This is a genomic window from Dyadobacter sp. BE31, from assembly GCF_031457695.1.
Taxonomy (GTDB): Bacteria; Bacteroidota; Bacteroidia; order Cytophagales; family Spirosomataceae; genus Dyadobacter.
This window is the reverse complement of the sequence record NZ_JAVDXA010000003.1, coordinates 573,748-595,649: the sequence shown is the minus strand read 5'-3', so window position 1 is coordinate 595,649 and position 21,902 is coordinate 573,748. Positions and strand designations below refer to the sequence as shown.

At 49.0% G+C, this 21,902-nt stretch carries 21 protein-coding genes; 12 read left to right on the top strand and 9 right to left on the bottom strand.

Annotated elements, in window-relative coordinates; all coding sequences use genetic code 11:
- Positions 1–105: 105 nt before the first annotated feature.
- Both J2Y43_RS18160 and J2Y43_RS18155 read right to left on the bottom strand, forming a co-directional pair.
- Entirely contained in the window at positions 106–657 is a 552-nt protein-coding gene (locus J2Y43_RS18160; protein WP_309985271.1) for a hypothetical protein, read from the bottom strand.
- A 30-nt stretch (positions 658–687) separates the two neighbouring features.
- Positions 688–2,874 carry a glutamine synthetase III gene (locus tag J2Y43_RS18155; RefSeq protein WP_309985269.1) on the bottom strand — a complete coding sequence of 729 codons (2,187 nt, stop codon included), beginning with the start codon at positions 2,872–2,874 and terminating at the stop codon, positions 688–690.
- A 148-nt stretch (positions 2,875–3,022) separates the two neighbouring features.
- Between J2Y43_RS18155 and J2Y43_RS18150 the strand changes: the two genes are divergently transcribed.
- Together J2Y43_RS18150 and mtaB are read left to right on the top strand one after the other, a co-directional pair.
- Positions 3,023–4,858, top strand: a complete 1,836-nt coding sequence (locus J2Y43_RS18150; RefSeq protein ID WP_309985267.1) for an LTA synthase family protein — start codon at positions 3,023–3,025, stop codon at positions 4,856–4,858.
- Positions 4,859–4,894: 36 nt separating this feature from the next.
- On the top strand, positions 4,895–6,223 hold the full coding sequence (gene mtaB, locus J2Y43_RS18145) for a tRNA (N(6)-L-threonylcarbamoyladenosine(37)-C(2))-methylthiotransferase MtaB (RefSeq protein WP_309985264.1): 1,329 nt from the start codon (positions 4,895–4,897) through the stop codon (positions 6,221–6,223).
- A gap of 199 nt (positions 6,224–6,422) precedes the next feature.
- Here mtaB and J2Y43_RS18140 read toward each other — a convergent pair whose 3' ends face one another.
- The 3 genes from J2Y43_RS18140 to J2Y43_RS18130 all read right to left on the bottom strand — a co-directional run bounded on the left by J2Y43_RS18140 (position 6,423) and on the right by J2Y43_RS18130 (position 9,693).
- Positions 6,423–7,742 carry an ammonium transporter gene (locus tag J2Y43_RS18140; protein WP_309985261.1) on the bottom strand — a complete coding sequence of 440 codons (1,320 nt, stop codon included), beginning with the start codon at positions 7,740–7,742 and terminating at the stop codon, positions 6,423–6,425.
- A gap of 60 nt (positions 7,743–7,802) precedes the next feature.
- Positions 7,803–8,999, bottom strand: a complete 1,197-nt coding sequence (locus tag J2Y43_RS18135) for a porin (protein ID WP_409014446.1) — start codon at positions 8,997–8,999, stop codon at positions 7,803–7,805.
- Between the two features lie 346 nt (positions 9,000–9,345).
- Complete coding sequence (locus tag J2Y43_RS18130) at positions 9,346–9,693, bottom strand: 4Fe-4S binding protein (protein ID WP_083769031.1); 348 nt, start codon at positions 9,691–9,693, stop codon at positions 9,346–9,348.
- Positions 9,694–9,822: 129 nt separating this feature from the next.
- Here J2Y43_RS18130 and J2Y43_RS18125 point away from each other — a divergent pair, with 129 nt between their 5' ends.
- The gene (locus J2Y43_RS18125) at positions 9,823–10,848 is read left to right on the top strand and encodes an acyl-CoA reductase (RefSeq protein WP_309985258.1); all 1,026 of its coding nucleotides are present in this window, start codon (positions 9,823–9,825) and stop codon (positions 10,846–10,848) included.
- Here J2Y43_RS18125 and J2Y43_RS18120 read toward each other — a convergent pair.
- The gene (locus tag J2Y43_RS18120; protein ID WP_309985256.1) at positions 10,845–11,615 is read right to left on the bottom strand and encodes an alpha/beta hydrolase-fold protein; all 771 of its coding nucleotides are present in this window, start codon (positions 11,613–11,615) and stop codon (positions 10,845–10,847) included. The genes J2Y43_RS18125 and J2Y43_RS18120 overlap by 4 nt on opposite strands.
- Positions 11,616–11,766: 151 nt before the next feature.
- Between J2Y43_RS18120 and J2Y43_RS18115 the strand changes: the two genes are divergently transcribed.
- The 9 genes from J2Y43_RS18115 to J2Y43_RS18075 all read left to right on the top strand — a co-directional run bounded on the left by J2Y43_RS18115 (position 11,767) and on the right by J2Y43_RS18075 (position 20,596).
- Positions 11,767–12,480, top strand: coding sequence for an alpha/beta fold hydrolase (locus J2Y43_RS18115; RefSeq protein ID WP_309985254.1), 714 nt, complete (start codon positions 11,767–11,769; stop codon positions 12,478–12,480).
- Positions 12,481–12,506: 26 nt separating this feature from the next.
- Entirely contained in the window at positions 12,507–13,838 is a 1,332-nt protein-coding gene (locus J2Y43_RS18110) for a glutathione synthase (RefSeq protein ID WP_309985252.1), read from the top strand.
- A 27-nt stretch (positions 13,839–13,865) separates the two neighbouring features.
- The gene (locus tag J2Y43_RS18105) at positions 13,866–14,966 is read left to right on the top strand and encodes a carboxylate-amine ligase (RefSeq protein WP_309985250.1); all 1,101 of its coding nucleotides are present in this window, start codon (positions 13,866–13,868) and stop codon (positions 14,964–14,966) included.
- A 122-nt stretch (positions 14,967–15,088) separates the two neighbouring features.
- Positions 15,089–15,931: a glutamine amidotransferase-related protein gene (locus J2Y43_RS18100; protein ID WP_309985249.1), complete on the top strand. Its 843-nt coding sequence runs from the start codon at positions 15,089–15,091 to the stop codon at positions 15,929–15,931.
- Positions 15,924–17,117 (top strand): hypothetical protein, encoded by a 1,194-nt coding sequence (locus tag J2Y43_RS18095; RefSeq protein WP_309985247.1) that lies wholly within the window; start codon positions 15,924–15,926, stop codon positions 17,115–17,117. The genes J2Y43_RS18100 and J2Y43_RS18095 overlap by 8 nt, the downstream gene beginning before the upstream one ends.
- Position 17,118: 1 nt before the next feature.
- Positions 17,119–18,330: an aminotransferase class III-fold pyridoxal phosphate-dependent enzyme gene (locus J2Y43_RS18090; RefSeq protein ID WP_309985245.1), complete on the top strand. Its 1,212-nt coding sequence runs from the start codon at positions 17,119–17,121 to the stop codon at positions 18,328–18,330.
- A 23-nt stretch (positions 18,331–18,353) separates the two neighbouring features.
- A complete protein-coding gene (locus J2Y43_RS18085) occupies positions 18,354–19,232 on the top strand; it encodes an aldose 1-epimerase family protein (RefSeq protein ID WP_309985244.1) in 879 nt (292 codons plus the stop codon).
- Positions 19,225–19,821, top strand: coding sequence for a Crp/Fnr family transcriptional regulator (locus J2Y43_RS18080; RefSeq protein ID WP_309985242.1), 597 nt, complete (start codon positions 19,225–19,227; stop codon positions 19,819–19,821). The genes J2Y43_RS18085 and J2Y43_RS18080 overlap by 8 nt, the downstream gene beginning before the upstream one ends.
- 16 nt (positions 19,822–19,837) lie before the next feature.
- Complete coding sequence (locus J2Y43_RS18075) at positions 19,838–20,596, top strand: hypothetical protein (protein WP_309985240.1); 759 nt, start codon at positions 19,838–19,840, stop codon at positions 20,594–20,596.
- 207 nt (positions 20,597–20,803) lie between these two features.
- Here J2Y43_RS18075 and J2Y43_RS18070 read toward each other — a convergent pair whose 3' ends face one another.
- From J2Y43_RS18070 to trxA, 3 genes are all read right to left on the bottom strand, one after another.
- Positions 20,804–21,199: a helix-turn-helix transcriptional regulator gene (locus J2Y43_RS18070; RefSeq protein ID WP_309985238.1), complete on the bottom strand. Its 396-nt coding sequence runs from the start codon at positions 21,197–21,199 to the stop codon at positions 20,804–20,806.
- 7 nt (positions 21,200–21,206) lie between these two features.
- Positions 21,207–21,389: a type II toxin-antitoxin system HicA family toxin gene (locus J2Y43_RS33625; protein WP_409014444.1), complete on the bottom strand. Its 183-nt coding sequence runs from the start codon at positions 21,387–21,389 to the stop codon at positions 21,207–21,209.
- A gap of 109 nt (positions 21,390–21,498) precedes the next feature.
- A complete protein-coding gene (trxA, locus tag J2Y43_RS18065; protein WP_090157505.1) occupies positions 21,499–21,831 on the bottom strand; it encodes a thioredoxin in 333 nt (110 codons plus the stop codon).
- Positions 21,832–21,902: the final 71 nt, after the last annotated feature.

Sequence of the window (21,902 nt, the reverse complement as noted above, 5' to 3'; positions counted from 1 at the left end):
AAACGGCCATCCCAAAAGGTGGCCGTTTTTTGTTTGTCAAAACTGATCATGCATAAAAAAAGCGCCTTCGGTTAAAAGACGCTTTCCTGTTGCTATCCTGTTTGATCAATCTTCCTCTTCACTACCGGTGAACGAGTACAAGGTCGGATCAAGTTGTACATTACCTGCGGTGTAAGCCTTTATAAAGTCGCTGATCACTTCTTCGTCGATCTCCGTTTTATTCAAACCCACTTCCAGCCCCACGCCGTATTCAAACTGATCGTCTATTTCGATATGCTCGCGGACGGTAATCTCCTCTCCTTCTTCGATTTCCTCGATGAACTCGGTCAACAGCAATTCTGCTTCGTCTTCCTGCTCATCGGATATCTTGTAGTTGGCCGGGCGCTCATCCGGCGACAAATAACCCGGCATTTCCTTTTTCAACCGTTCCAGCGCCTCGTCATATACGAGCGTTGAGTGGTGCAGGCGCAAAGTGTAAACCAGCGCGTCGTAAATGACTTCCTGATCTTTGTAAGTACCGACAAACTGCACGTGTGCATGCTCGTTATTGTCGCCTTCATCCTCAAATTCGTCCTCTACATATATAAAGTTCGAATTTTCGGCCTTGCATTCGGCTTTGAGCTGCGCGATTTCTTCTGGATCAAATCCGGGATTCATATTCTTCTGTTGTTTGATTCAATTGTAAAACTACTCCAAAAATAGCATTTCGCGGTACTTAGCCAATGGCCAGTCCTCATCATCGATCAACAATTCCAGTTTATCGACGTGATAACGGATCTCGTCAAAATGCCCCTTCACCTCCGAACCATAGCATTTCGCACGCTCGAAAAGCTCTTCGATATTGTTAGCCTTCTTGCGGCTTTCGGTCATTTCATGCACCAGCTTCTTGATCACCACCACGTGCGAAGAAATGTCGCGGATAATTTCCTTGATCGGCTCGGCTTCTTCGAGCATTTCGAGGTCGGTCAGCGAGCGGGCCGTTTGCGCGAGTTTGAACTGGTACTTCACCACCGTAGACACGATGTGGTTCAATGCCAGGTCGCCGATCACGCGCGACTCGATCTGCAATTTCTTTACATAATTTTCCAACTCGATCTCGTAACGCGCGTGCAGCTCGCGTGAGCTCAAAACGCCTGTTCTTTCAAAAACGGCAACGGTTTTATCTGTTTTGTAAGCATATAATGCATCGAAAGTCTCGCGGATATTGCTCAATCCTCGTTTTGCCGCTTCTTCGATCCATTCATCAGAATATCCGTTTCCTTCAAAAAGGATGTTTTTGGATTCGAGGTAGTAGCGTTTCAGAATCTCCACGGTCGCCACTTTCTTTTCTTCTCCTGCTGCCAGCCGCTCGTCCATTTCGCGTTTGAATTCGAGCAGTTGATTTGCGACGATCGTATTCAGGATAATCATCGGCGAAGCGCTGTTCTGAGAGCTCCCCACAGCGCGGTATTCGAATTTGTTGCCGGTAAAACAGAATGGCGACGTGCGGTTACGGTCGGTATTGTCGCGTTGGAGGTTCGGAATGCGGGAGATACCCAGTTTATAGTAGAAGTTCTCGCCTTTTTCAAGCGTGATCTCTCCTTTGCTCACGAGCTCTTCCAGCATGTTGGTAAGGTCGCCTCCCAGGAACACCGATACGATCGACGGCGGTGCCTCGTTCGCGCCCAGGCGATGCTCGTTACCTGCGGACGAGATGGACGCGCGCAGCAAATCGGCATGATCGTGCACAGCTTTCACGACATTCATCAGGAACGTCAGGAAGCGCAGGTTTTCTTTCGGCTTTGAGGTCGGAGCAAGCAGGTTAATGCCCGTATCCGTCGAAAGCGACCAGTTGTTGTGCTTTCCGCTTCCGTTAATGCCCGCAAACGGCTTTTCGTGAAAAAGTACCTGGAAGTTATGCTTGTCACCGATCTTCTGCATTAAATCCATCAGCAATGCATTGTGGTCGATGGCCAGATTCACCTCTTCAAAAGTCGGCGCACATTCGAACTGGCCGGGCGCTACCTCGTTGTGGCGGGTACGAACCGGAATACCCAATTTCAATGCTTCGAACTCAAAATCTACCATGAACGCATTCACACGCGGTGAAATGGACCCAAAATAGTGGTCGTCGAGCTGCTGGCCGCGGGCCGGGTTATGCCCGAAAACCGTCCGGCCTGCCATCAGCAAATCGGGGCGGGCGTAATACAATGCCTTATCAACCAGAAAATACTCCTGCTCGATTCCGAGCGTAGGCGTAACCTTGGAAACATCGCGGTTGAAAAACTGGCAAACGCCGGTCGCGGCTTTGTCGAGCGTCATGAGCGAGCGCAAAAGCGGCGCTTTGTAATCCAGCGCCTCACCATTGTAGGAAATGAATACGGACGGGATACACAAGGTCTTACCACCTGCGCCATTGTCCATCAAAAACGCCGGCGAGCTCGGATCCCAGCCCGTATAGCCCCGCGCCTCGAATGTCGCGCGCAAGCCTCCGCTCGGGAACGAGGAAGCATCCGGCTCCTGCTGCACCAACGCGCTGCCTTTGAATTTCTCTACCGCTTTTCCATCTATTGTAAGGTCAAAAAACGAGTCGTGTTTCTCGGCGGTTGTTCCCGTCAATGGCTGGAACCAGTGCGTATAGTGGGTCGCGCCTTTGGAAATGGCCCAAGATTTCATGGCTGCTGCCACTTCTTCGGCTACTTCCCGGTCGATCGTCGAACCGGAGCGGATCGAATTGGAAATCTTGGTATATGCCTCTGCCGAAAGCAGGGTCTTCATCACATCATCACTGAATGTATTGCTGCCATAAAGGTCGGCTACTTTTTCTGTGGGAGGGGTCAAAACAGGCGAGACGCGGCCTTGCGCGATCTCAAAAGCTTTGGAACGAAACGTCATGTATTTATTGATTTATATTAATTCTCCCCAAAATTATTTATTTACCGATACGAACCACAAAACCTTTCCAGATTTTCACATTAGCTGTCCAACGGTTACCACAGGTTAGCGCATTTTTAAGAACTTTGCAAATTGTTCAAAGATACCAATGCGTAAAAGACTTGAATTTGTTGCCTTGTACGGGCTGGCCTGGGTCCTAATCTTCCAGTTTTTCCGGGTTATTTTCCTGGCATATCATTATAAAAAAGCACTCGAACTTCCCTCTTCGCTGTGGGTAGCAAGCGCTGGCCATGGCCTGCCGATGGATATTTCCTTCGCAAGCTATATACTGGCAATTCCTACATTATTACTGATGTTCACCGGTCAGCGTTGGGACTGGTACCGGAAGACGCTATCGGTTTACACCGCTATTATCGTGTCGCTGATCACCCTGCTCACGGTCGTTGACCTCGAACTGTTCCGCGCCTGGGGCTTCCGCATCGACGCTACCTCCCTGCATTACCTCGAAACACCGGCCGAAGCATTCGCTTCGATGGGCGCGGCCCCGGTGTGGCAGTTGATTCTGCTGCTGATTGTATTGATTTTCCTCATCAACCGGGTATTGCAAACTATTATCCGGCGCACTACCGCCTCATTCCGGCCATCGCCGCTACTATACACGATACCACTCTTTCTCGTCATTGCCGGTAGCCTCATCGTTCCGATCCGCGGCGGCTTCCAACTGGCGCCGATGAATGAGAGCGCGGTGTTTTTCAGCGATAAGAGCTTCGCGAACTATGCGGCTGTGAATGTGCCCTGGAACTACATGCGCTCGGTATTGAATGAGGCCTATTCCGATGAGAATCCGTTCAAATATGCGGATGACACCGAGGCAAGCAGGAAGGTAACAAGCCTTTACAGCCGCATTGGCGGAACGCAACAGGTTATCGACACGGTGGGCAAGAAAAATGTGCTGGTGATTATCTGGGAGAGTTTCACAGCAAAGGCCGTGGGCTCACTCGGTGGTTTAAAAAACATCACCCCGCAATTTGATCAGATTGCGAAAGAAGGCCTTCTCTTTACTAATGTATATGCAAGCGGTAACCGCAGCGACAAAGGAATGGTGGCCATTCTGAGTGGTTACCCGGCCCAGCCTACCACTTCCATCATTAAAATACCCAAAAAAACCGCCTCGCTGCCGTCGCTGCCAACGATTTTCAAAACCAACGGCTGGCAAACATCCTTCTACTACGGGGGCGAAACCGAGTTTGCCAATATGAAATCCTATTTCCTCCAACAGGGTTTCGACCGGATCGTCGATATCAACGATTTCGATTCCAAAGACATGAATTCTAAATGGGGCGCGCACGATCATGTGGTTTTCAAACGGTTAATGCATGACCTCGACCAGGAAAAGCAGCCGTTTTTCACCACGATGTTTACATTAAGCAGTCATGAACCATTCGAAGTGCCCACTAAAACCGTCATTGCCGGCAACGATCCCGAGCACTTGTTCCTGAACGCATTGCATTATACCGACGAGTCCCTCGGTGCATTCCTCCGCGAGGCCCAAACCAAGCCATGGTGGAAAAACACGCTCGTGGTCATCATCGCCGACCATGGCCACCCGTTGCCCGAGACACGGAAAGACAAGCCTTCGGAGTTCCATATTCCGATGCTTTGGCTCGGCGGCGCGCTCGCGACCGAGCCTTCGCGCGTAGACACGCTCGCATCGCAAACAGATCTCGCCGCTACCATTTTGAACCAAATGCACCTTCCTTCCGGAACTTTTGCATGGAGTAACGACATTTTCAAAAAGGGTCGGCAGGATTTTGCCTACTTCGCCTTCAACAATGGCCTCGGCTGGATGCGTCCCGACGGCTTTATTGTCAGGGACAACATCGGAGGGAATATCACCGAGAAAAGCGGCGCTTTATTACCACAGGAAGAAGACCTTAGCAAGGCTTACCTGCAATCTTCTTTTGGAGATTATTTAAAGCGTTGATAATAAAGGTGTAATTTTGCAGGATATTTAAAAACAATGAAAAAAGTCGCTTTCTATACATTAGGGTGCAAGCTGAATTACTCCGAAAGCTCTTCTATCGGACGGATGTTCGAGGATAAGGGTTATACCAAAGTGGAATTCAACGAAAACCCGGATATTTTTATCATCAACACCTGCTCGGTCACCGAAAATGCGGACAAGAAATGCCGCAAAATCGTGCGCGAGGCCCAGAAGATCAATGCCGACGGTTACGTGGCGATCATCGGTTGCTATGCGCAGCTGAAACCGAAAGAGATTTCGGAAATACCGGGCGTGGACGCCGTTTTGGGTGCTGCCGAAAAATTCCGGTTGGTGGAACTGATCGACACCTTTGAAAAAGCACCATCCGGCCAGCCTGCACAGGTAATCGCCTCGACGATCGACAATGCGGTGGAATACCACACCTCCTACTCGCTCAACGACCGCACCCGCACGTTCCTGAAAGTGCAGGACGGCTGCGACTACCCCTGCGCTTATTGCACGATCCCGCTCGCACGCGGGAAGAGCCGGTCCGACAGTATCGAAAATATCGTGAAGGCAGCCCGCGACATCGCCGCGCGTGATGTGAAGGAAATCGTACTCACAGGTGTAAACATCGGTGATTTCGGTCTGCGGAATGGCGTTCGCGAAGAAACTTTCCTCGACCTGATCAAAGCATTGGACGAAGTGGAAGGCATCGAACGCTTCCGAATTTCTTCCATCGAACCCAACCTGCTTACCGACGAGATCATCGAATTTGTAGCGCAATCCAAACGTTTTGCCCCGCATTTCCATATTCCGTTGCAATCGGGGTCCAACAAAGTCCTGGGTCTGATGAAGCGCCGCTACAAACGCGAATTATACGCCGAACGCGTCGCGAAAATCAAATCGCTGATGCCGGATTGCTGCATTGGTGTGGACGTGATCGTAGGCCATGCCGGCGAAACAAAAGAGCTTTTCGAAGAAACTTACCACTTTTTGAATGAGCTGGAAGTTTCCTACTTGCATGTGTTTACCTATTCAGAAAGGGAAAACACTACCGCATTAGCCATTCGGCCTGTTGTTCCGAAAGCGGAACGGGCCGAGCGCTCTAAAATGCTGCATATTCTTTCAGATAAAAAGAAACGGTTCTTCTATGAAAGCCAGATCGGAAAGGAAGGGAAAGTGCTTTTTGAAGATGAAGTGCAAAATGGGCAAATGCTCGGGTTTACAGGCAACTACGTGCGCGTGGCCGTGAAATATGATCCGTTACTGATTAATGAGACCAAGGAAGTGCGGTATGATCACATTAATGCGGAGGGATTGATGGAAGTTACCGAAATTCAAGAAGAAATATTGATTCACTAGAATTCAAGAATCAATTTTCAATCTAAAATCTATTCTAGTACCGTCGACTTAAGTCGACGGCAAGGGACTAAAAAAAATCCTTTGCCCCGGGTTTTCACCCGGGGATTTAGGGAGAAAGGGATCTCGGAATTTTAGAATCTGGAAAAACAGAAAGCCCGACCATTTGGCCGGGCTTCTTCATTTATTCTTATAGTTTAGATTAAGCCTCTACAAGAAATTCGTCGTGCTGGCTCACATCGAGACCTGCTTTCTCATCTTGCTCAGATACGCGAAGTGGCAGGATCAGGTCAGTGATTTTAAGCAGCAGGAAGGAACCAACGAATGCGAATACCGATACACCTACCAGGGCAATTACGTGGTTGATGAACAGTTTGGTTTCGCCGAATGCAAGACCTTGGTCTACTACCAGTGAGTTAACACCGCTCGTTGCGAAGATACCGGTCATGAGCATACCTACCATACCACCTACACCGTGGCAAGGGAATACGTCGAGTGTATCGTCCAAAGTAGAGCGTGTACGCAGGTGAGCGATGTAGTTAGAAGTGATCGCAGCGATAGTACCGATGAACAACGATGCAGGAACCGTTACGAAACCAGCAGCAGGTGTGATAGCAACCAAACCAACTACGGCACCGATACAGAAACCAAGTGCAGAAACTTTTTTGCCTCTTGCAGCATCGAAAAGAACCCAGGCCAAACCAGCAGCACCGGCAGCAGTGTTAGTAGTAGCGAAAGCTGAAACCGCCAATGGAGAGGCTGTCAGAGCAGAACCGGCGTTGAAACCAAACCATCCGAACCAAAGCAAACCTGTACCCAACAATACGAATGGAATGTTTGCAGGAGGAAGCACGTGATCTTCGAGGAGCGACTTGCGGCGTTTCAGGTACAATGCACCAGCGAATGCAGCCCAACCGGCCGACATGTGAACAACAGTACCACCGGCGAAGTCAAGTACCCCCATTTTGAAAAGGATACCGTCTGCATGCCATGTCATGTGGCAAAGCGGAGTGTAGATAAACACACAGAAAAGGATAATGAAAAGAACGTAAGAGCGGAAGTTGATACGCTCAGCCATCGAGCCGGTTACAAGCGCAGGAGTGATTACCGCGAACTTCAACTGGAACATTGCGAACAAAGCGAAAGGAATGGTTCCCCAAATCGGGCCGTCCAATACACCTTTGAACATAAAGTGCGTGGTTGGATTGCCGATGAAACCACCGATATCCTCACCAAACGCAAGACTGAAACCGCAAACTACCCACACCACACTGATTACTCCCATTGCGATGAAGCTCTGGAGCATCGTGGAAATGACGTTTTTGGTGTTGACCATTCCTCCGTAGAAGTACGCAAGACCGGGGGTCATAAGCAATACCAACGCGGATGATACCAGCATCCATGCGGTATCGCCGGAATTGATGCCCTCCGTCACAATCTGTGTCGGAACATTGGGGACGAAGGCACCGAGGATGCTGATTACCAGGAGGATAATCAGTGGGATAAAGTTACGTTTTTCCATTGTAGTAAATTATTGTTATTGTATTAGATTAAGAAGGTATTCGTGTGAAATGCTGTTGTATCAGAATTTGTAAATGAATGCGAGTCCGAAAGTGGTTTGGCTGTTTTTAGTCCATCCGCCGTCTGAATCCTGGAACTGCTGCGCTTCGCCGCCTTTTTGCTTAGGATATGCGTCGAGGCGGAACTCAGGTTTAACCAGAATGTGTCCGTCCGCGAGATTGATATTACCTGTCAGTGTAACCGAGTTCACTTTGGTACCTGTGCCGGCAGGAGTCAGCAAACCGCGCACACCATTGTCGTTGTTGAAATACTCGTAGCGTGCACCGATTCCGAAGTTATCTGTGATAGCCGTGTTGGCATACACTGCAAAACCACCCCATGATTCGGTATCAACCGGACCACCCAGGCCTTGATAGTCCCCTTTTTGAGATCCGTATGCGGCATTCAGACCCAGGAGGAACTTTTCAGTTACCTGGAAGCTCGTCGTAATGTCGAACACCTGGTAAAAACCATCCGGCTGCTTGCCCAGTGAATCCGTATTCGCTTCGTTGCTTCCGATATAGTTCAGGTAAACGTTCCAGTTGTTAACCGGCTTGAAGTACAGCTGGCTGATAATGCCTTTCGCGCGGTTGTTGTCGCCCAGACCATCCACGTTGTTCACAACACCCACCATCAAAGATGCTTTGTCGGAGAATGCGTAGGTCGCTTTCAAACCGGCATGGTAGAAAGGTCCGTTGTTGAACAGGTTAGAAAGCGAGTAGTTGAAGTTGGCCGGTGCGTCGATCACTTCATACCCGATATGCGTTCCGAACTGTCCTGCTGTCATCGAGAACTTGTCGGTGAATTTGTATGTAAAATATGCCTGCTTGATAGCGAGCGCAGTGTTGAACAACGCATTGCCATAGTTACCTAAATTGGCGTTAGGTCCAAAAGTAAGGTCAACAACTGCTTCCGACTTGGCGTTGGTATAAGCAACTTTCGCCTGAACCAAACCCAGCGAGAACTGGCCTGATTTCTGGTCGAACACCCGTGCGTTGGTGGCACCCATATTGGAGCGGGATGCAGGTTTGTTGAAATTAGCCATGTAATAGGAATCCAGATAGCCTGAGAAAGCGAACGCTCCTTTGGCCTCCTCCTCGTCCTTAGCCTCTGTTACCACCGCAGTATCGGCCTTCACTGCCTTTTTATCTTCTTCCGACTTCGCAAAACCCAAAAAAGGAACCATCAAAGATAATACTGTGCAATAGACTTTTTTCATAATTATATTCTGTTTAAGTTAATATTACTCTCCGGCTGCATTACTGGATCAAATATTGTACTTAAATTATATTTATCAAATAATATAGGTGAAATTTATATCAAAAAATCCAATTTTCTGATTTTTATCATGTTTTTTATCGTTTTTGAAACACAAAATAGTCAAAATCACAATTTTTGATAAAAATGGAAAATTCTGCATATGCACCACAAAACAGAATTTTCTTCAAAATAACCCGTTGTAATTATTAAGAAATTTTATTATTATAATGCCATTTCCAGAACCGGATGGGCACAAAAAAAGCCTGCTGTGTAGCAGGCTTTGCATTTTTTATGTTCAGCAGGGCTTATTCACCGTGCATCCATGCTTTTTTGGCAAGCAGTGTTTCTTCCTCCTCCTCGTTGTCGGGATCGGGCACGCAGCAATCTACCGGGCAAACAGCGGCGCATTGAGGCTCTTCATGGAAACCAACGCACTCGGTACATTTATCTGTAACTATATAGTAAAATTCGTCGGAAACAGGGGACTGCTTTTCTTTGCCACTTACGATGGTGCCATCACCGAAGTCCACTTCATCTAAACTCGTTCCATCTCCCCAAGTCCATTCTACACCTCCCTCATAAATTGCTGTATTCGGGCATTCTGGCTCACACGCCCCACAATTTATGCATTCATCGGTTATCATTATAGCCATAGTCGCCGGATTGTTTATATTTGTTGCTATTCTTCTGTATTGGGTAACAAATATAACTATTTATAGTTTCCCAACAATCAGAAAAATAAAAACGGCACTTGCCATTTAACTTTTTAGAGTCAGAGTAGAATGATATCAAGAATTCGGAGAATAAATGCATTCATCCGTCTGGGCCAGTTCATCGGCGACGCGGCAAACGAGGAAACGATCGCGGAATGGGTTGCGGGCGCCAAAAGCAGGAACAACTGGTTTACCCCCACCAATGTGAGGCTGTCGCTAAACGCGATTGCCGAACATTATTTGAATGAGGAAAAGCTGAAAAGCTGGGCCGAAAGCTACCCAGAACCCGCACAATCGCGTAAAATAGGTGTGGTAATGGCCGGTAACATTCCGGCAGTGGGCTTCCACGACGCCCTTTGCGTGCTCGTGAGCGGACATGTGTTACTTGCCAAACCCAGCTCCGACGACCCGCTGCTGATCCGTGCCCTGCTCGCTCAGCTGATCGAAATCGAGCCGGAGTTCAAGGAATACATTCACTTTGTGGAAAGGTTGAATGACTCCGACGCCTACATCGCTACCGGGAGCGACAATACGGCCCGCTATTTCCACTATTATTTTGCCAAAAAGCCGAACATTATACGCAAAAACCGGACTTCGGTGGCAGCGCTCACAGGAAATGAAACACGTGAGGAACTCCGGGCGTTAGCGACTGATATCCTGCAATACTTCGGGCTTGGCTGCCGCAATGTCTCCAAGGTATTTGTTCCGTCGGGATATGATTTTACCGGGTTTTACCAGGCGATCGAAGAGATGACGGACGACTACGTGCACCACCACAAGTATTTCAACAATTACGAGTACAACAAATCTATTTACCTCGTAAACCGCATCGCGCATTCGGACAACGGCTTTTTGCTCGCGACCGAGAGCGAAGCCCTGGTTTCGCCCATCAGCGTGCTGCATTACCAGCCTTACGATTCGATTGAAGAGCTAAAAGCATTATTGCGGGAATCGGAGGAAAAGATCCAATGCGTAGTGGCTAGCCCGCAACTGCTTTTACCGGAAGCATTACCATTCGGCGCCGCACAAGCGCCCGGCCTTTCGGATTACGCCGATGGCATCGACACGATGGCCTTTCTGGCGGAAATAGCCTAGTGCGTCCCGGCCCTTCCTGATACCCACACAAGAAAATCAGGGAGGGCCTTTGCCCATGTACCGGGATTGTGCATTCCTTCTTTCACCTCCACGTAGCGAATCTCCCGGCCCCAGCCATACCCTTTCCGTTCCAGCTCGGCAATGCATTCCAGCGTATCCTGAATAGAATCGATCACGCCATCGCCGTCACGGTCGTCGTACTCGTCCCAGGTCCCGCATTGAAACCAGAAGTTCAGCGGTGCGGTATGTTCGGTATCGCGTATTTGCCGGTGCATAATCCGGTCGCTTTCGGCATACCCCTCATTCAACGCTCTTTGCCGCCACCAAAGCGAGCCCGAGAAGATGCCCGCGTTCGAAAATACAGCCGGGTAGTTCCAAACCGCATCCAGCGCCATTAACCCTCCCAGCGAGAAACCCGCATAGGTAATGCCTGTGGTTACGGTACGATAATGATCTGCCAGGTACGGCACCAGTTCTTCCAAAACAAATGATGTGGTAAGGCCCGCCTTGTCGCCGCGGCCTGCATAGTCGGGCTGGCGTGCGGTCCCATACTCGTATATGCGTGCGTCGTTAGCGTGTATACCCGCGATCACGCACGCAGCGATCCTTCCCGCAGATTGCAATACAGCCGCAGTTTCCGCCATTTGCAATGCTTCAAAATCCTGACCATCATTAAAAAGCACCAGCGGATAGGTTTCCGAGGCCGAAAAGCCCGGCGGAAGCAATACCGTCACAGTCACATCCCGCCCGAGGGAGGCTGAATGCAAGGCTATTTCAACGGGTATTACGGGAACGGAAGGCTTGGCTGGATTCACTGCAAATGCTCGGCTATGGATGAAAATAAAACCCGAAAGTTAATAATTTGCTTCCTATGATTTGTTTTGTATATTTCATTTATCAACTATAAACCGTCTTTGTTTGGAAGAGAAGCACATTAAATACTACTCTCATCATCTCGACAAGGACGTGGAGATGCTTGTTTTCGGCAGCTGGGGCTATCCTATTTTGCTCTTCCCGACGACGCTTGGCCGGTACTACCAGGCCAAGGATATGGGACTGATTGAATCCGTACGATGGCTGGTGGAGTCCGGCAAGTACAAGATCTACTGCGTTGACACGATCGATGCCGATTCGTGGTACGGGAAGCATCTCAACCCGGAGTACCGCGTCAAGAACCACATTCAATACGACAAGTTCCTGACCAACGAGCTCGTACCTTATATAAGGAACGAATGCAATGTTGGCAAGATCGGCGTCGCGGGTTGCAGTTTTGGCGGTTTCCATGCCGCTAATTTCGCCTTCCGCCATCCCGACCAGGTGGCTTACCTTGTAAGCATGAGCGGCGCGTTCGATATCCGCGGTTTTCTGAACGGCTTTTATGATGACACGGTGTATTTCAATAATCCCGTCGATTTTATGCCCAATGAGCAGGGCTGGCGGTTCGGCCATATGAAAATCGTACTGGGCACTTCCGACTGGGATATTTGCCTGGATAGCAACCTGCGGATGTCCAACATCCTCAACAACAACGGCATTGAACACTGGCTCGATATCCGCGGCTGGGAAAAGCACGACTGGCCGCTCTGGAACAAAATGTTTCCCGATTACCTGTCGCGCATTGTATTGCAATAGTCAAGAACACAACTCAAAACCTGAATATGAAAAAGATTGGAATCCTGTTTGGAATGGAAAACACCTTCCCGAACGCGTTTATCGAAAGAGTCAACAGCAAAGGTGAAGACGGCATTATTGCAGAAGCCGTCACCATCGATAAAGTTATACAAGCCGCCCCGAACGAATATGCCGTGATCATCGACCGCATTTCGCAGGACGTGCCTTTTTACCGTTCCTTTTTGAAGAATGCCGCGTTGACTGGCACTGCCGTGATCAATAACCCGTTCTGGTGGAGCGCCGACGAGAAATTCTTCAACAATGCGTTGGCGGAAAAACTGGGCATACCTGTGCCAAAAACGGTACTGTTGCCTTCCAAACAACGTCCTGACAATACCACTGAAACCTCGTTTCGCAACCTCGCATTCCCGATGGCCTGGGAAGAGATATTTCAATATGTGGGCTTCCCGGCGTACATGAAGCCGCACGACGGCGGCGGCTGGAAGAGCGTATACCGCGTGGTGAACCCGCAGGATATGTGGATCAAACACGAGGAAACAGGCCAGTTGGTAATGATGTTGCAGGAAGAAATCGTGTTCGACGATTACGTGCGCTGCTATTGCATCGGCCAGAAGGACGTACTGGTAATGCCGTACGAACCCCGCAACCCGCACCACTTACGCTATGCCGCCGATTTGAAAGCCCAGGGCGAAGAGCGCGAGAAACTGCTCGAAACGATTAAGGATTATACATTGAAACTGAATGTCGCATTGGGCTATGATTTCAATACGGTAGAATTTGCCGTGCGCGGCGGCATTCCTTATGCCATCGACTTCTGCAACCCTGCACCCGATGCCGATATTTACTCGGTAGGCAGGGATAATTTTGAATGGGTGGTGGAAGCCGCGGCCAATATGGCCATCGAAAGGGCGAAATCACAGGTTCCGGGGCAGATTAACCTTACCTGGGGCACATTCATTAATCAGGCAGTCAATGGTATTCCAGCAGTAACACAAGCCGAAGCGGCACCCGAAACTCCGGCGCCCGCTGCCAAACCTGCTGAGCCTGCCAAAGTAAAAGCGCCCGCAAAACCTGCCAAAACAGCTGAAAAAGCACCTGCGGCAGCGAAGGCTCCGGCAAAAACCACAGCTCCCGCCAAAGCGGCTAAACCTGCGCCAGCCAAGCCGGTAAAGGAGGCCACTCCTTCGGCCACGGAAGTAAAGGTGAAAGCGGTAGCGCCTAAGAAACCTGCCAAGTCCCTGGGCGCTATCGTTACCGAACCGATTGCCGCGGCGGAGCCTGCGGAGCCCAAAATCCCGACTACCAAGGCAGCCGCGACCAAAGCGCCAGCCAAAAACTCGAAGTTGAAGAAATCCTGACGAATTAAAATCAGCCGCTTTTACATTATGGCAACATTCACCCTGGGAATTGAAGAAGAATTTCAGACCATCGACCCGGTTACGAGAAATCTGCGGTCGCATATGTCAAAGCTGGTTGAAGACGGGAAAATAACATTAAAGGAGCGCGTGAAGGCCGAAATGCACCAGGCTGTGGTGGAAGTGGGGACGAATATCTGCCATAACATTCAGGAAGCGCGCGAGGAAGTGACCTACCTCCGCAAAATGATCCTCGATCTGGCTGAAAAACAGGACCTGCGCGTCGCCGCCGCCGGTACGCACCCGTTCGCCGACTGGGTAGACCAACTCATTACCGACGATCCACGTTATGACCAGATCATCGACGAAATGCGCGACGTGGCACGAGGCAACCTCATTTTTGGGCTGCACGTACATGTGGGCATCGAGAGCCGTAACGAAGGAATCCAGATCATGAATGCGGTAAGGTATTTCCTGCCGCATATTTATGCACTGTCGACCAACTCGCCATTTTGGTGTGGGCGTAATACGGGCTTCAAATCGTACCGCTCGAAGGTTTTCGATAAATTCCCCAGAACCGGCATTCCTGATTTCTTTTCAAGTGCAGCAGAATATGACGAGTACCTTGCCCTGTTGATCAAAACCAATTGCATCGACAATGGCAAGAAAATCTGGTGGGATATCCGCTTGCATCCGTTTTTCAATACCATCGAGTTTCGCATGTGCGACGTGCCCATGCGTACGGACGAGACGATTTGCCTGGCGGCAATTATGCAGGCACTTGTGGCCAAAATTCACAAGCTGCACAGCCAGAACCTGAGCTTCCGTCCCTACCGGCGGATGCTCATCAACGAAAACAAATGGCGCGCCGCGCGGTATGGTATCAGCAGCAAACTGATCGATTTCGGGAAACAGGAGGAAGTGGAGTATAAGATATTGATTCACGAGCTGCTGGAATTCATCGACGACGTGGTCGACGAGCTTGGCAGCCGCAAGGAGATAGAATACATTCACCAGATCCTCGAAATGGGTACCGGCGCCGACCGCCAGCTGGCCGTTTTCGAGGAAACCGGTAGCTTGAATGCAGTTGTAGATTATATTGTTTCGGAAACCAAAATCGGAATTTGCTAAGAATTAAATCATACTTTTAGCTCAAAACCCGAACTAATCAGGAACACATTTGTTTAAAACAGGTTACCCGATTCTATAACTTAAAGGCCAGTTTCACTGACACGAACCGGCCACCGACTAAAATGACCACTCATGAAAAGCATTTCCGGATTGCGATCCTGGACATGTACAACGGCCACCCCAACGAGGGAATGCGATGCATCAAAAAAATCATCGCCGCATTCGGAGAGCAGGAAAGCGTGCCCGTTGAATTCTCTGTTTTTGACGTAAGACAAAAACTCGAAGTGCCGGGAATGGATTTCGATGCATACATTTCTACCGGCGGGCCGGGCAATCCTGCGCCGGTTGGCGAGGCCTGGGAAAAGAAATTCTTTGGCTTCCTGGATAAAATACTCGTGTACAATGCGAACCGCCAAAACCGCATCAAAAAGCATTTGTTCCTGATCTGCCATTCTTTTCAAATGGCCTGCATTCACTGGGAATTGGCCGCCGTGAGCAAGCGGCGTAAAACTTCCTTTGGTACATTTCCGGTACACAAAACGTCAGCCGGTCGCAAGGATCCGCTGCTGAATGCATTGAGCGACCCGTTCTGGATCGTCGATTCGCGTGATTTCCAGGTTACCCAGCCCAACCAGTTTGCATTCGATGCATTGGGAGCTAAACTGCTTTGTCTCGAAAAAATTCGCCCGCATGTGCCGCTTGAACGCGCGGTAATGGCGATCCGGTTCTCCAACGAGATAGTAGGTACGCAGTTTCATCCCGAAGCCGACGCGGAAGGGATGCTTCGCTACTTTTTAAAAGAAGACAAAAAGGAAGCCATTATCAAAGCGCACGGCGAGCAAAAGTACAGCGAGATGATCGAGCATTTGAACGATCCCGACAAGATTTCTATGACAGAGGCCGTCATTATCCCCACATTTTTGAAAAACGCATTCAACAAAACGTTCCAGACAGCCTATGCATAAGCAAGCCCGGGAAGCGTTCAATGGCTCCTTCACGGAGAAAGGATACGAGGAATTTGTCGAATCACTCAGTTCGGCGTTTCCCGGCCAACTGGATTTCAGGGTTGCAGAAACTCCCGTTTTTGTACCCAGGGAATTGAAAGAAAAAATTCTACGTGCATCGAACGAAATCATCGGCACATTACAATCGCCGGATTTCCGTGCAAAAACCGACCGCGCCGTACCGTCCAACCAGTATGTACCAGGCGAAAATGCGCATACTTCGTTCCTGGCTATCGATTATGCCATTTGCCGGAATGCAGCCGGTGAACTCGTACCGCAGCTGATTGAATTACAAGGATTTCCTTCCATATTCGGGTATCAGGCGTTCCTGTCGGAGACATTCAGGAAGTTTTTTGACGTTCACGCCGCTTTCGAATATCTGTTTGATACCGATTCCCTGGACGAATATGTAGCCAAACTAAAAGCATTGATCCTTGGCGACGAACAGCCTGAAAATGTTATTCTCCTTGAAATCTTCCCTGAAAAGCAGAAAACGAGGATTGATTTTGCAGTAACGGAGCAAATGCTGGGTATTAAAGCCATTTGTTATACCCAACTAATCCGCGAGGGCAGGGAGTTGTATTACGAAAGGGATGGCAGGAAAATCCGGGTCAGACGCATTTACAACCGCCTGATTTTCGACGACCTGTTCAACTATCCCAACTTACAGACAAGCTACCATTTCACCGACGACGTCGACGTACAATGGGTTGGACATCCTAACTGGTTTTTTAGGATCAGCAAGTTTGCGATGCCCTTTTTGAACGGCGAATTTGTGCCCGAAACACGTTTCCTGAGTGACTACGAGGGCAATTTCCCATCGGATCTGCAAAATTATGTATTGAAACCGCTGTTCTCGTTCGCAGGTACCGGGGTACAACTACACCTCACAAAAGCGGATCTGGAAGCGATCGCCGAACCGGAAAATTATATATTGCAGCGAAAAGTCGCTTATGAACCGGTGATCCAGGCACCCGACGGCCTCGTGAAATGCGAAATCCGCATGATGTACGGCTGGTCCGACAATGCCGAAAAGCCCGAACTACTGATCAGTCTCAGCCGGCTAAGCCGGGGCGAAATGATCGGCGTCCGGTATAACAAGGATTTCACCTGGGTAGGCGGCAGCGCCAGTTTTTTTGAACATTAGAATGCATATCTCACATCGCCAGCACTTTTTCGACCATCTGGCGCAAACTTCCGATTTCCCGCTTGCCCTTGAAATTGAAAAGGCCGAGGGCATATATATGTACGGTCCGGATGGCAAGTCTTACATGGATCTCATTTCCGGCATTGGTGTCAGCAACGTCGGCCACCGGCATCCAAAAGTACTCGAAGCCATTCACGCGCAGCTGGATAAGCACATGCACCTGCTCGTATATGGCGAATATGTGCAGAGCGCGCAAGTACAATTGGCGAAGGCACTGGCAGACACGCTGCGGCTCGATGCCACTGCCCCCTCGCCTTTCGGACTAATCGATAACGTCTATTTCACCAATTCGGGCACCGAAGCGGTGGAAGGCGCGATGAAGCTGGCGAAGCGGTTTACCAAACGGCGAGAATTTATTTCCTGCTATAATGCCTATCATGGCGCCACCCAGGGCGCATTGAGCCTGGCTGGCGCGGAGTTTTTCAAGCGGAATTTCCGTCCATTGCTGCCGGGGATAAAGCACATACGGCACGGGCATTTGCCTGATTTGGAAAAAATTACGGATCAAACTGCCGCCGTTGTGATTGAAGTGATCGGCGGGGAGTCGGGCGTACGCCTGCCCGAGGCGGATTACCTCGTTGCATTGCGCCGTAAATGCACCGAAACTGGCACGTTGCTCATTTTGGATGAAATTCAAACGGGCTTCGGGCGTACTGGAAGTTTCTGGGCATTTGAGCAATACGGCATTTATCCCGATATTCTACTGAGTGCCAAAGGAATGGGTGGCGGCATGCCGATCGGGGCTTTCATGGCTTCTCAGCAAATCATGAAAGCATTGAAAACCAATCCAATACTGGGACATATTACTACTTTTGGCGGGCATCCCGTGAGTTGCGCGGCATCCTTGGCCGCATTACAGGTGACAATCGACGAGCGTCTTTCCGAAGCGGCCATTGCGAAAGGTGAGTTGTTTAAATCACTGTTAATTCATCCGGAAATCAAGGAAATCCGAGGAAAAGGCCTTATGCTTGCGGCAGAAATGGCATCTTTCGAAAAACTGAAAGCGACCATCGATCGCTGTATCGAATTGGGCGTCGTGACCGATTGGTTCCTGTTTTGCGATAATTCCATGCGCATTGCCCCCCCGCTTACCATTAACGAGGAACAAATTCGGGAAGCATGCGCTACCATTCTTAATGTGCTGAATTCCTGAATGATATTGAATTCTTGAACGATATGAACTTCTCCATTCAAAACGACCATTTGAAAATCGCGGTGCAGGAAACCGGCGCCGAACTCTGCCAGATCCAGTCGACCGTAACGGGCAAAGATTTCCTTTGGAACGCCGATCCGGCAGTTTGGGCCAGCTACGCACCGGTACTTTTCCCGGTGATCGGGGCTATCAAAAATGGGTTTGTAAAATATAATGGCAGTGAATATGCGGTACCACGCCACGGCATGGTACGCAACAATGCAAATGTAAAACTAACGAATCAAACAACTGACAGTCTTACATTTACACTAAAATACAGCGAAGAAACGCTGGTTATTTACCCGTTTGAATTTGAATTTCAAATTACCTATCGGTTGGATGGCAAGAAGGTCGTAGTCGATCACAAGGTCATCAACCACGGCAGCTCCGAAATGCTGTTTTCTCTCGGCGGGCATCCCGCATTCAAATGTCCTTTGCATGAGGATGAAGTTTATGAGGATTACTACCTTGAATTCGAAGCGATTGAAAACGATTCGACCTGGTTACTCGAAAAGAACGGACTTGTAGGAAACACCACCAAGCCCGTTCTCGAACATACCAATGTGCTGCACCTGAACAGCCATCTGTTCGACAACGATGCATTGATATTCAAGCACTTGATTTCTAAACAAGTAAGCCTCAGAAGTACCAAATCCGGACAGGTGGTTACGGTTTACTATAAAGATTTTCCCTACCTCGGCATCTGGGCAAAACCAGGCGGCCATTTCGTGTGCATCGAACCCTGGCTCGGCATCGCCGACAATGCGGACTCCGACCAGAATTTTGAAACGAAAGAAGGGATTCTGAAACTGGAAGCGGGGGGTACGTTCGAGGCGAGTTTTGCGATTGAAATCAATGAATAGCCTCTCGCAGGAGCGTTCCAAACTGGTCGATTTTATTACCAAAGCTTATCCGATGCCGCTGAAAATGGCGTCCGATGTTGCCGAGCGGTTCTACCCGCTCAGGCTGGGCAAGGGTGATTTTCTGCTAAAAGAGGGCTCCATTTCTAATGAATACCTGTTTCTGACCGAAGGATACATGCGGTCCTTTGCCATGACCCCCGATGGCAACGACATTACTACGGGCTTTCATGGTCCGCAACAGCTTGTATTTGAAATAACCTCGTTCTTCCATCGCATTCCCTCGCACGAGAATATCCAGGCGCTCATGCCCTGCGCGGGCATCGCGATCACGTACGCGACGCTTAATGAACTGTTCCATGCCTTGCCCGAGTTCCGCGAATTTGGCCGGAGCATTCTCGTTCGCGGCTTCTCGAATTTGAAGTCCCGCATGCTATCGACAATTACCGAAACGGCCGAAGCCCGCTATTTACAATTGCTTCAAACGAACCCAGACATTTTCCAGCACGCTCCGCTACGCACGATAGCCTCCTACCTCGGCATCACCGACACTTCACTTAGCAGAATTAGAAAGGAAATTGCCGGAAAATAACGGGCCACGCGATTAGTTGCCATTTGGCAAGAATCTTCGACCGGCGATCGATTTACTTCGTGTTGAAATCAAATCAACCGCCATGGACACCAACCACTTATTACCTTCCGCATTGTTTGTCGCCATCGTCACGGCGACATTAATTTTGCTTTACAAGGCCATAAACGCAGCAAAATTCATGTGGATTCTCGCCTTAATATGGCTACCGGCGCAAATTCTGCTCAGCATCAATGGCTTTTATCTTGACACTACAAGTATACCACCGCATTTAGCATGGGCTATCGGCCCACCGATGATTTTCATCGCCTATCTGGCTATTTTTCAGCGCAGAATGCTGACGGAAACAAGCTCATTGAAGTACCTTACTTTACTTCATACGACCAGAATTGCGGTCGAGCTTGCGCTGTTTTACCTCTTTCAAATGGGGGAAATTCCAACACTAATGACATTTGAAGGCAGTAACCCCGATATTTTGTCGGGTATTACCGCGCCGCTGGTTTGGCTGGCCTATCGCAAAGGCATTATCAGTAGTAAAGGATTGCTTATGTGGAATATTGTGTGCCTCGCGTTGCTGTTCAACATTGTCGTTCACGCCATTCTTTCAGCTCCGACGCCTTTCCAGCAATTTGCATTCGATCAGCCCAATGTCGGGTTGCTGAAAGCGCCGTACGTTTTGCTCCCCGCGTTCATTGTGCCGGCAGTGTTTTTTTCGCATGTTGTGGCTATATTGAAATTGACCGGCGGAAATGTTGCATCCCTACCGGATTTTCGATAAACGCGGTCCCCTTTTGTTGCTACCTATATTACGTCGCTACGCGACCTGGCGCTTTGATTGTCCGAGAGGCATTCGCTTCTATTCGTGTTGCCAAATGCCGCTAGGCATGTAATATTGGTAGTGCAGCCACCGCATATGAGAAACCTACGAATGCCGTAGGCATGCAACAACGAATATGAATTTGCGAATCGACGGAAAATCCGTCTATTACAATTCAATAGCCAGCAATTCCCCGCCCAGTTTATGCAGAGCATTCTCGATCTTCTTCGCCTGCGCAGGACGTGGCTTTTTCAACCCCGAGGCATAATGGTTCAGTTGCTTTTCATTTATGCCAGTCAACCGGGCAATACCTGTTTGGCTGAAAATGCCTTTGTAATATTCTAAAAGACTTTCCACATCGAATTTCCAGACTATTTCGTATTCGCCTTTCAATGCTGCCGGCACGTTCTTATCATCAAATGACTTGACGATTTCAATGCATTCAAAGACATTTTTTTTGACATCCTGCACAGTATCTCCGATCCCATAAATTTTTTTGACGTTCTCGGCATAAGCACTATACCCGTCTTTCCCCCTTTCGATCAATATCCTGATTCTTTTCATAGCTTTATTAGATGATCAAGTTCATTTCCTTAATGATTCTCTTTCTCAAACCTTCATTCATTTCCTTAGAAGAATGGTAGGGCACGCAATAGGTTACGCGGCCTTTCGTGTACAGATAGTGACTGCCTCGCGTCCTAGCAAGAATCCATCCGTTACGCCGGATAATGCGATGAAATTCCGAGTATTTCATAGTGTGAATATAGTGATTAAAGGTAGATAATTATATACCCTTCACAAAGGTGTACAAACAAAAAAGCCCCATCACTGGGGCTTTTAACTCTTTCACAAATCAGCGATTATCAAACGGTCGCCTCGATCTGTGCATTCAATTTATCTTCAAGGGTTGTTTTTGGAACAACGCCTACTACTTTATCTACCAACTGGCCGCCTTTGAAGATCATCAGCGTAGGGATACTGCGGATACCGAATTTTGCTGGTACCGAAGAGTTCATATCCACATCCATTTTACCGATAACTGCTTTACCATCGTATTCACCAGCAAGTTGCTCCACAACCGGACCAATCATCTTACAAGGCCCACACCACTCAGCCCAGAAGTCAACTAGTACTGGTTTATCGCCCTGGATCAATTCGTCGAAGGTGCTATCGGTAATTTCAAGTGCTTTTCCCATGTTTTAAGTGTCTAAATGTTATTTATCAATCTGGGTTAATAAGGAATATTACTATTTAAAAGTTCCTTGTT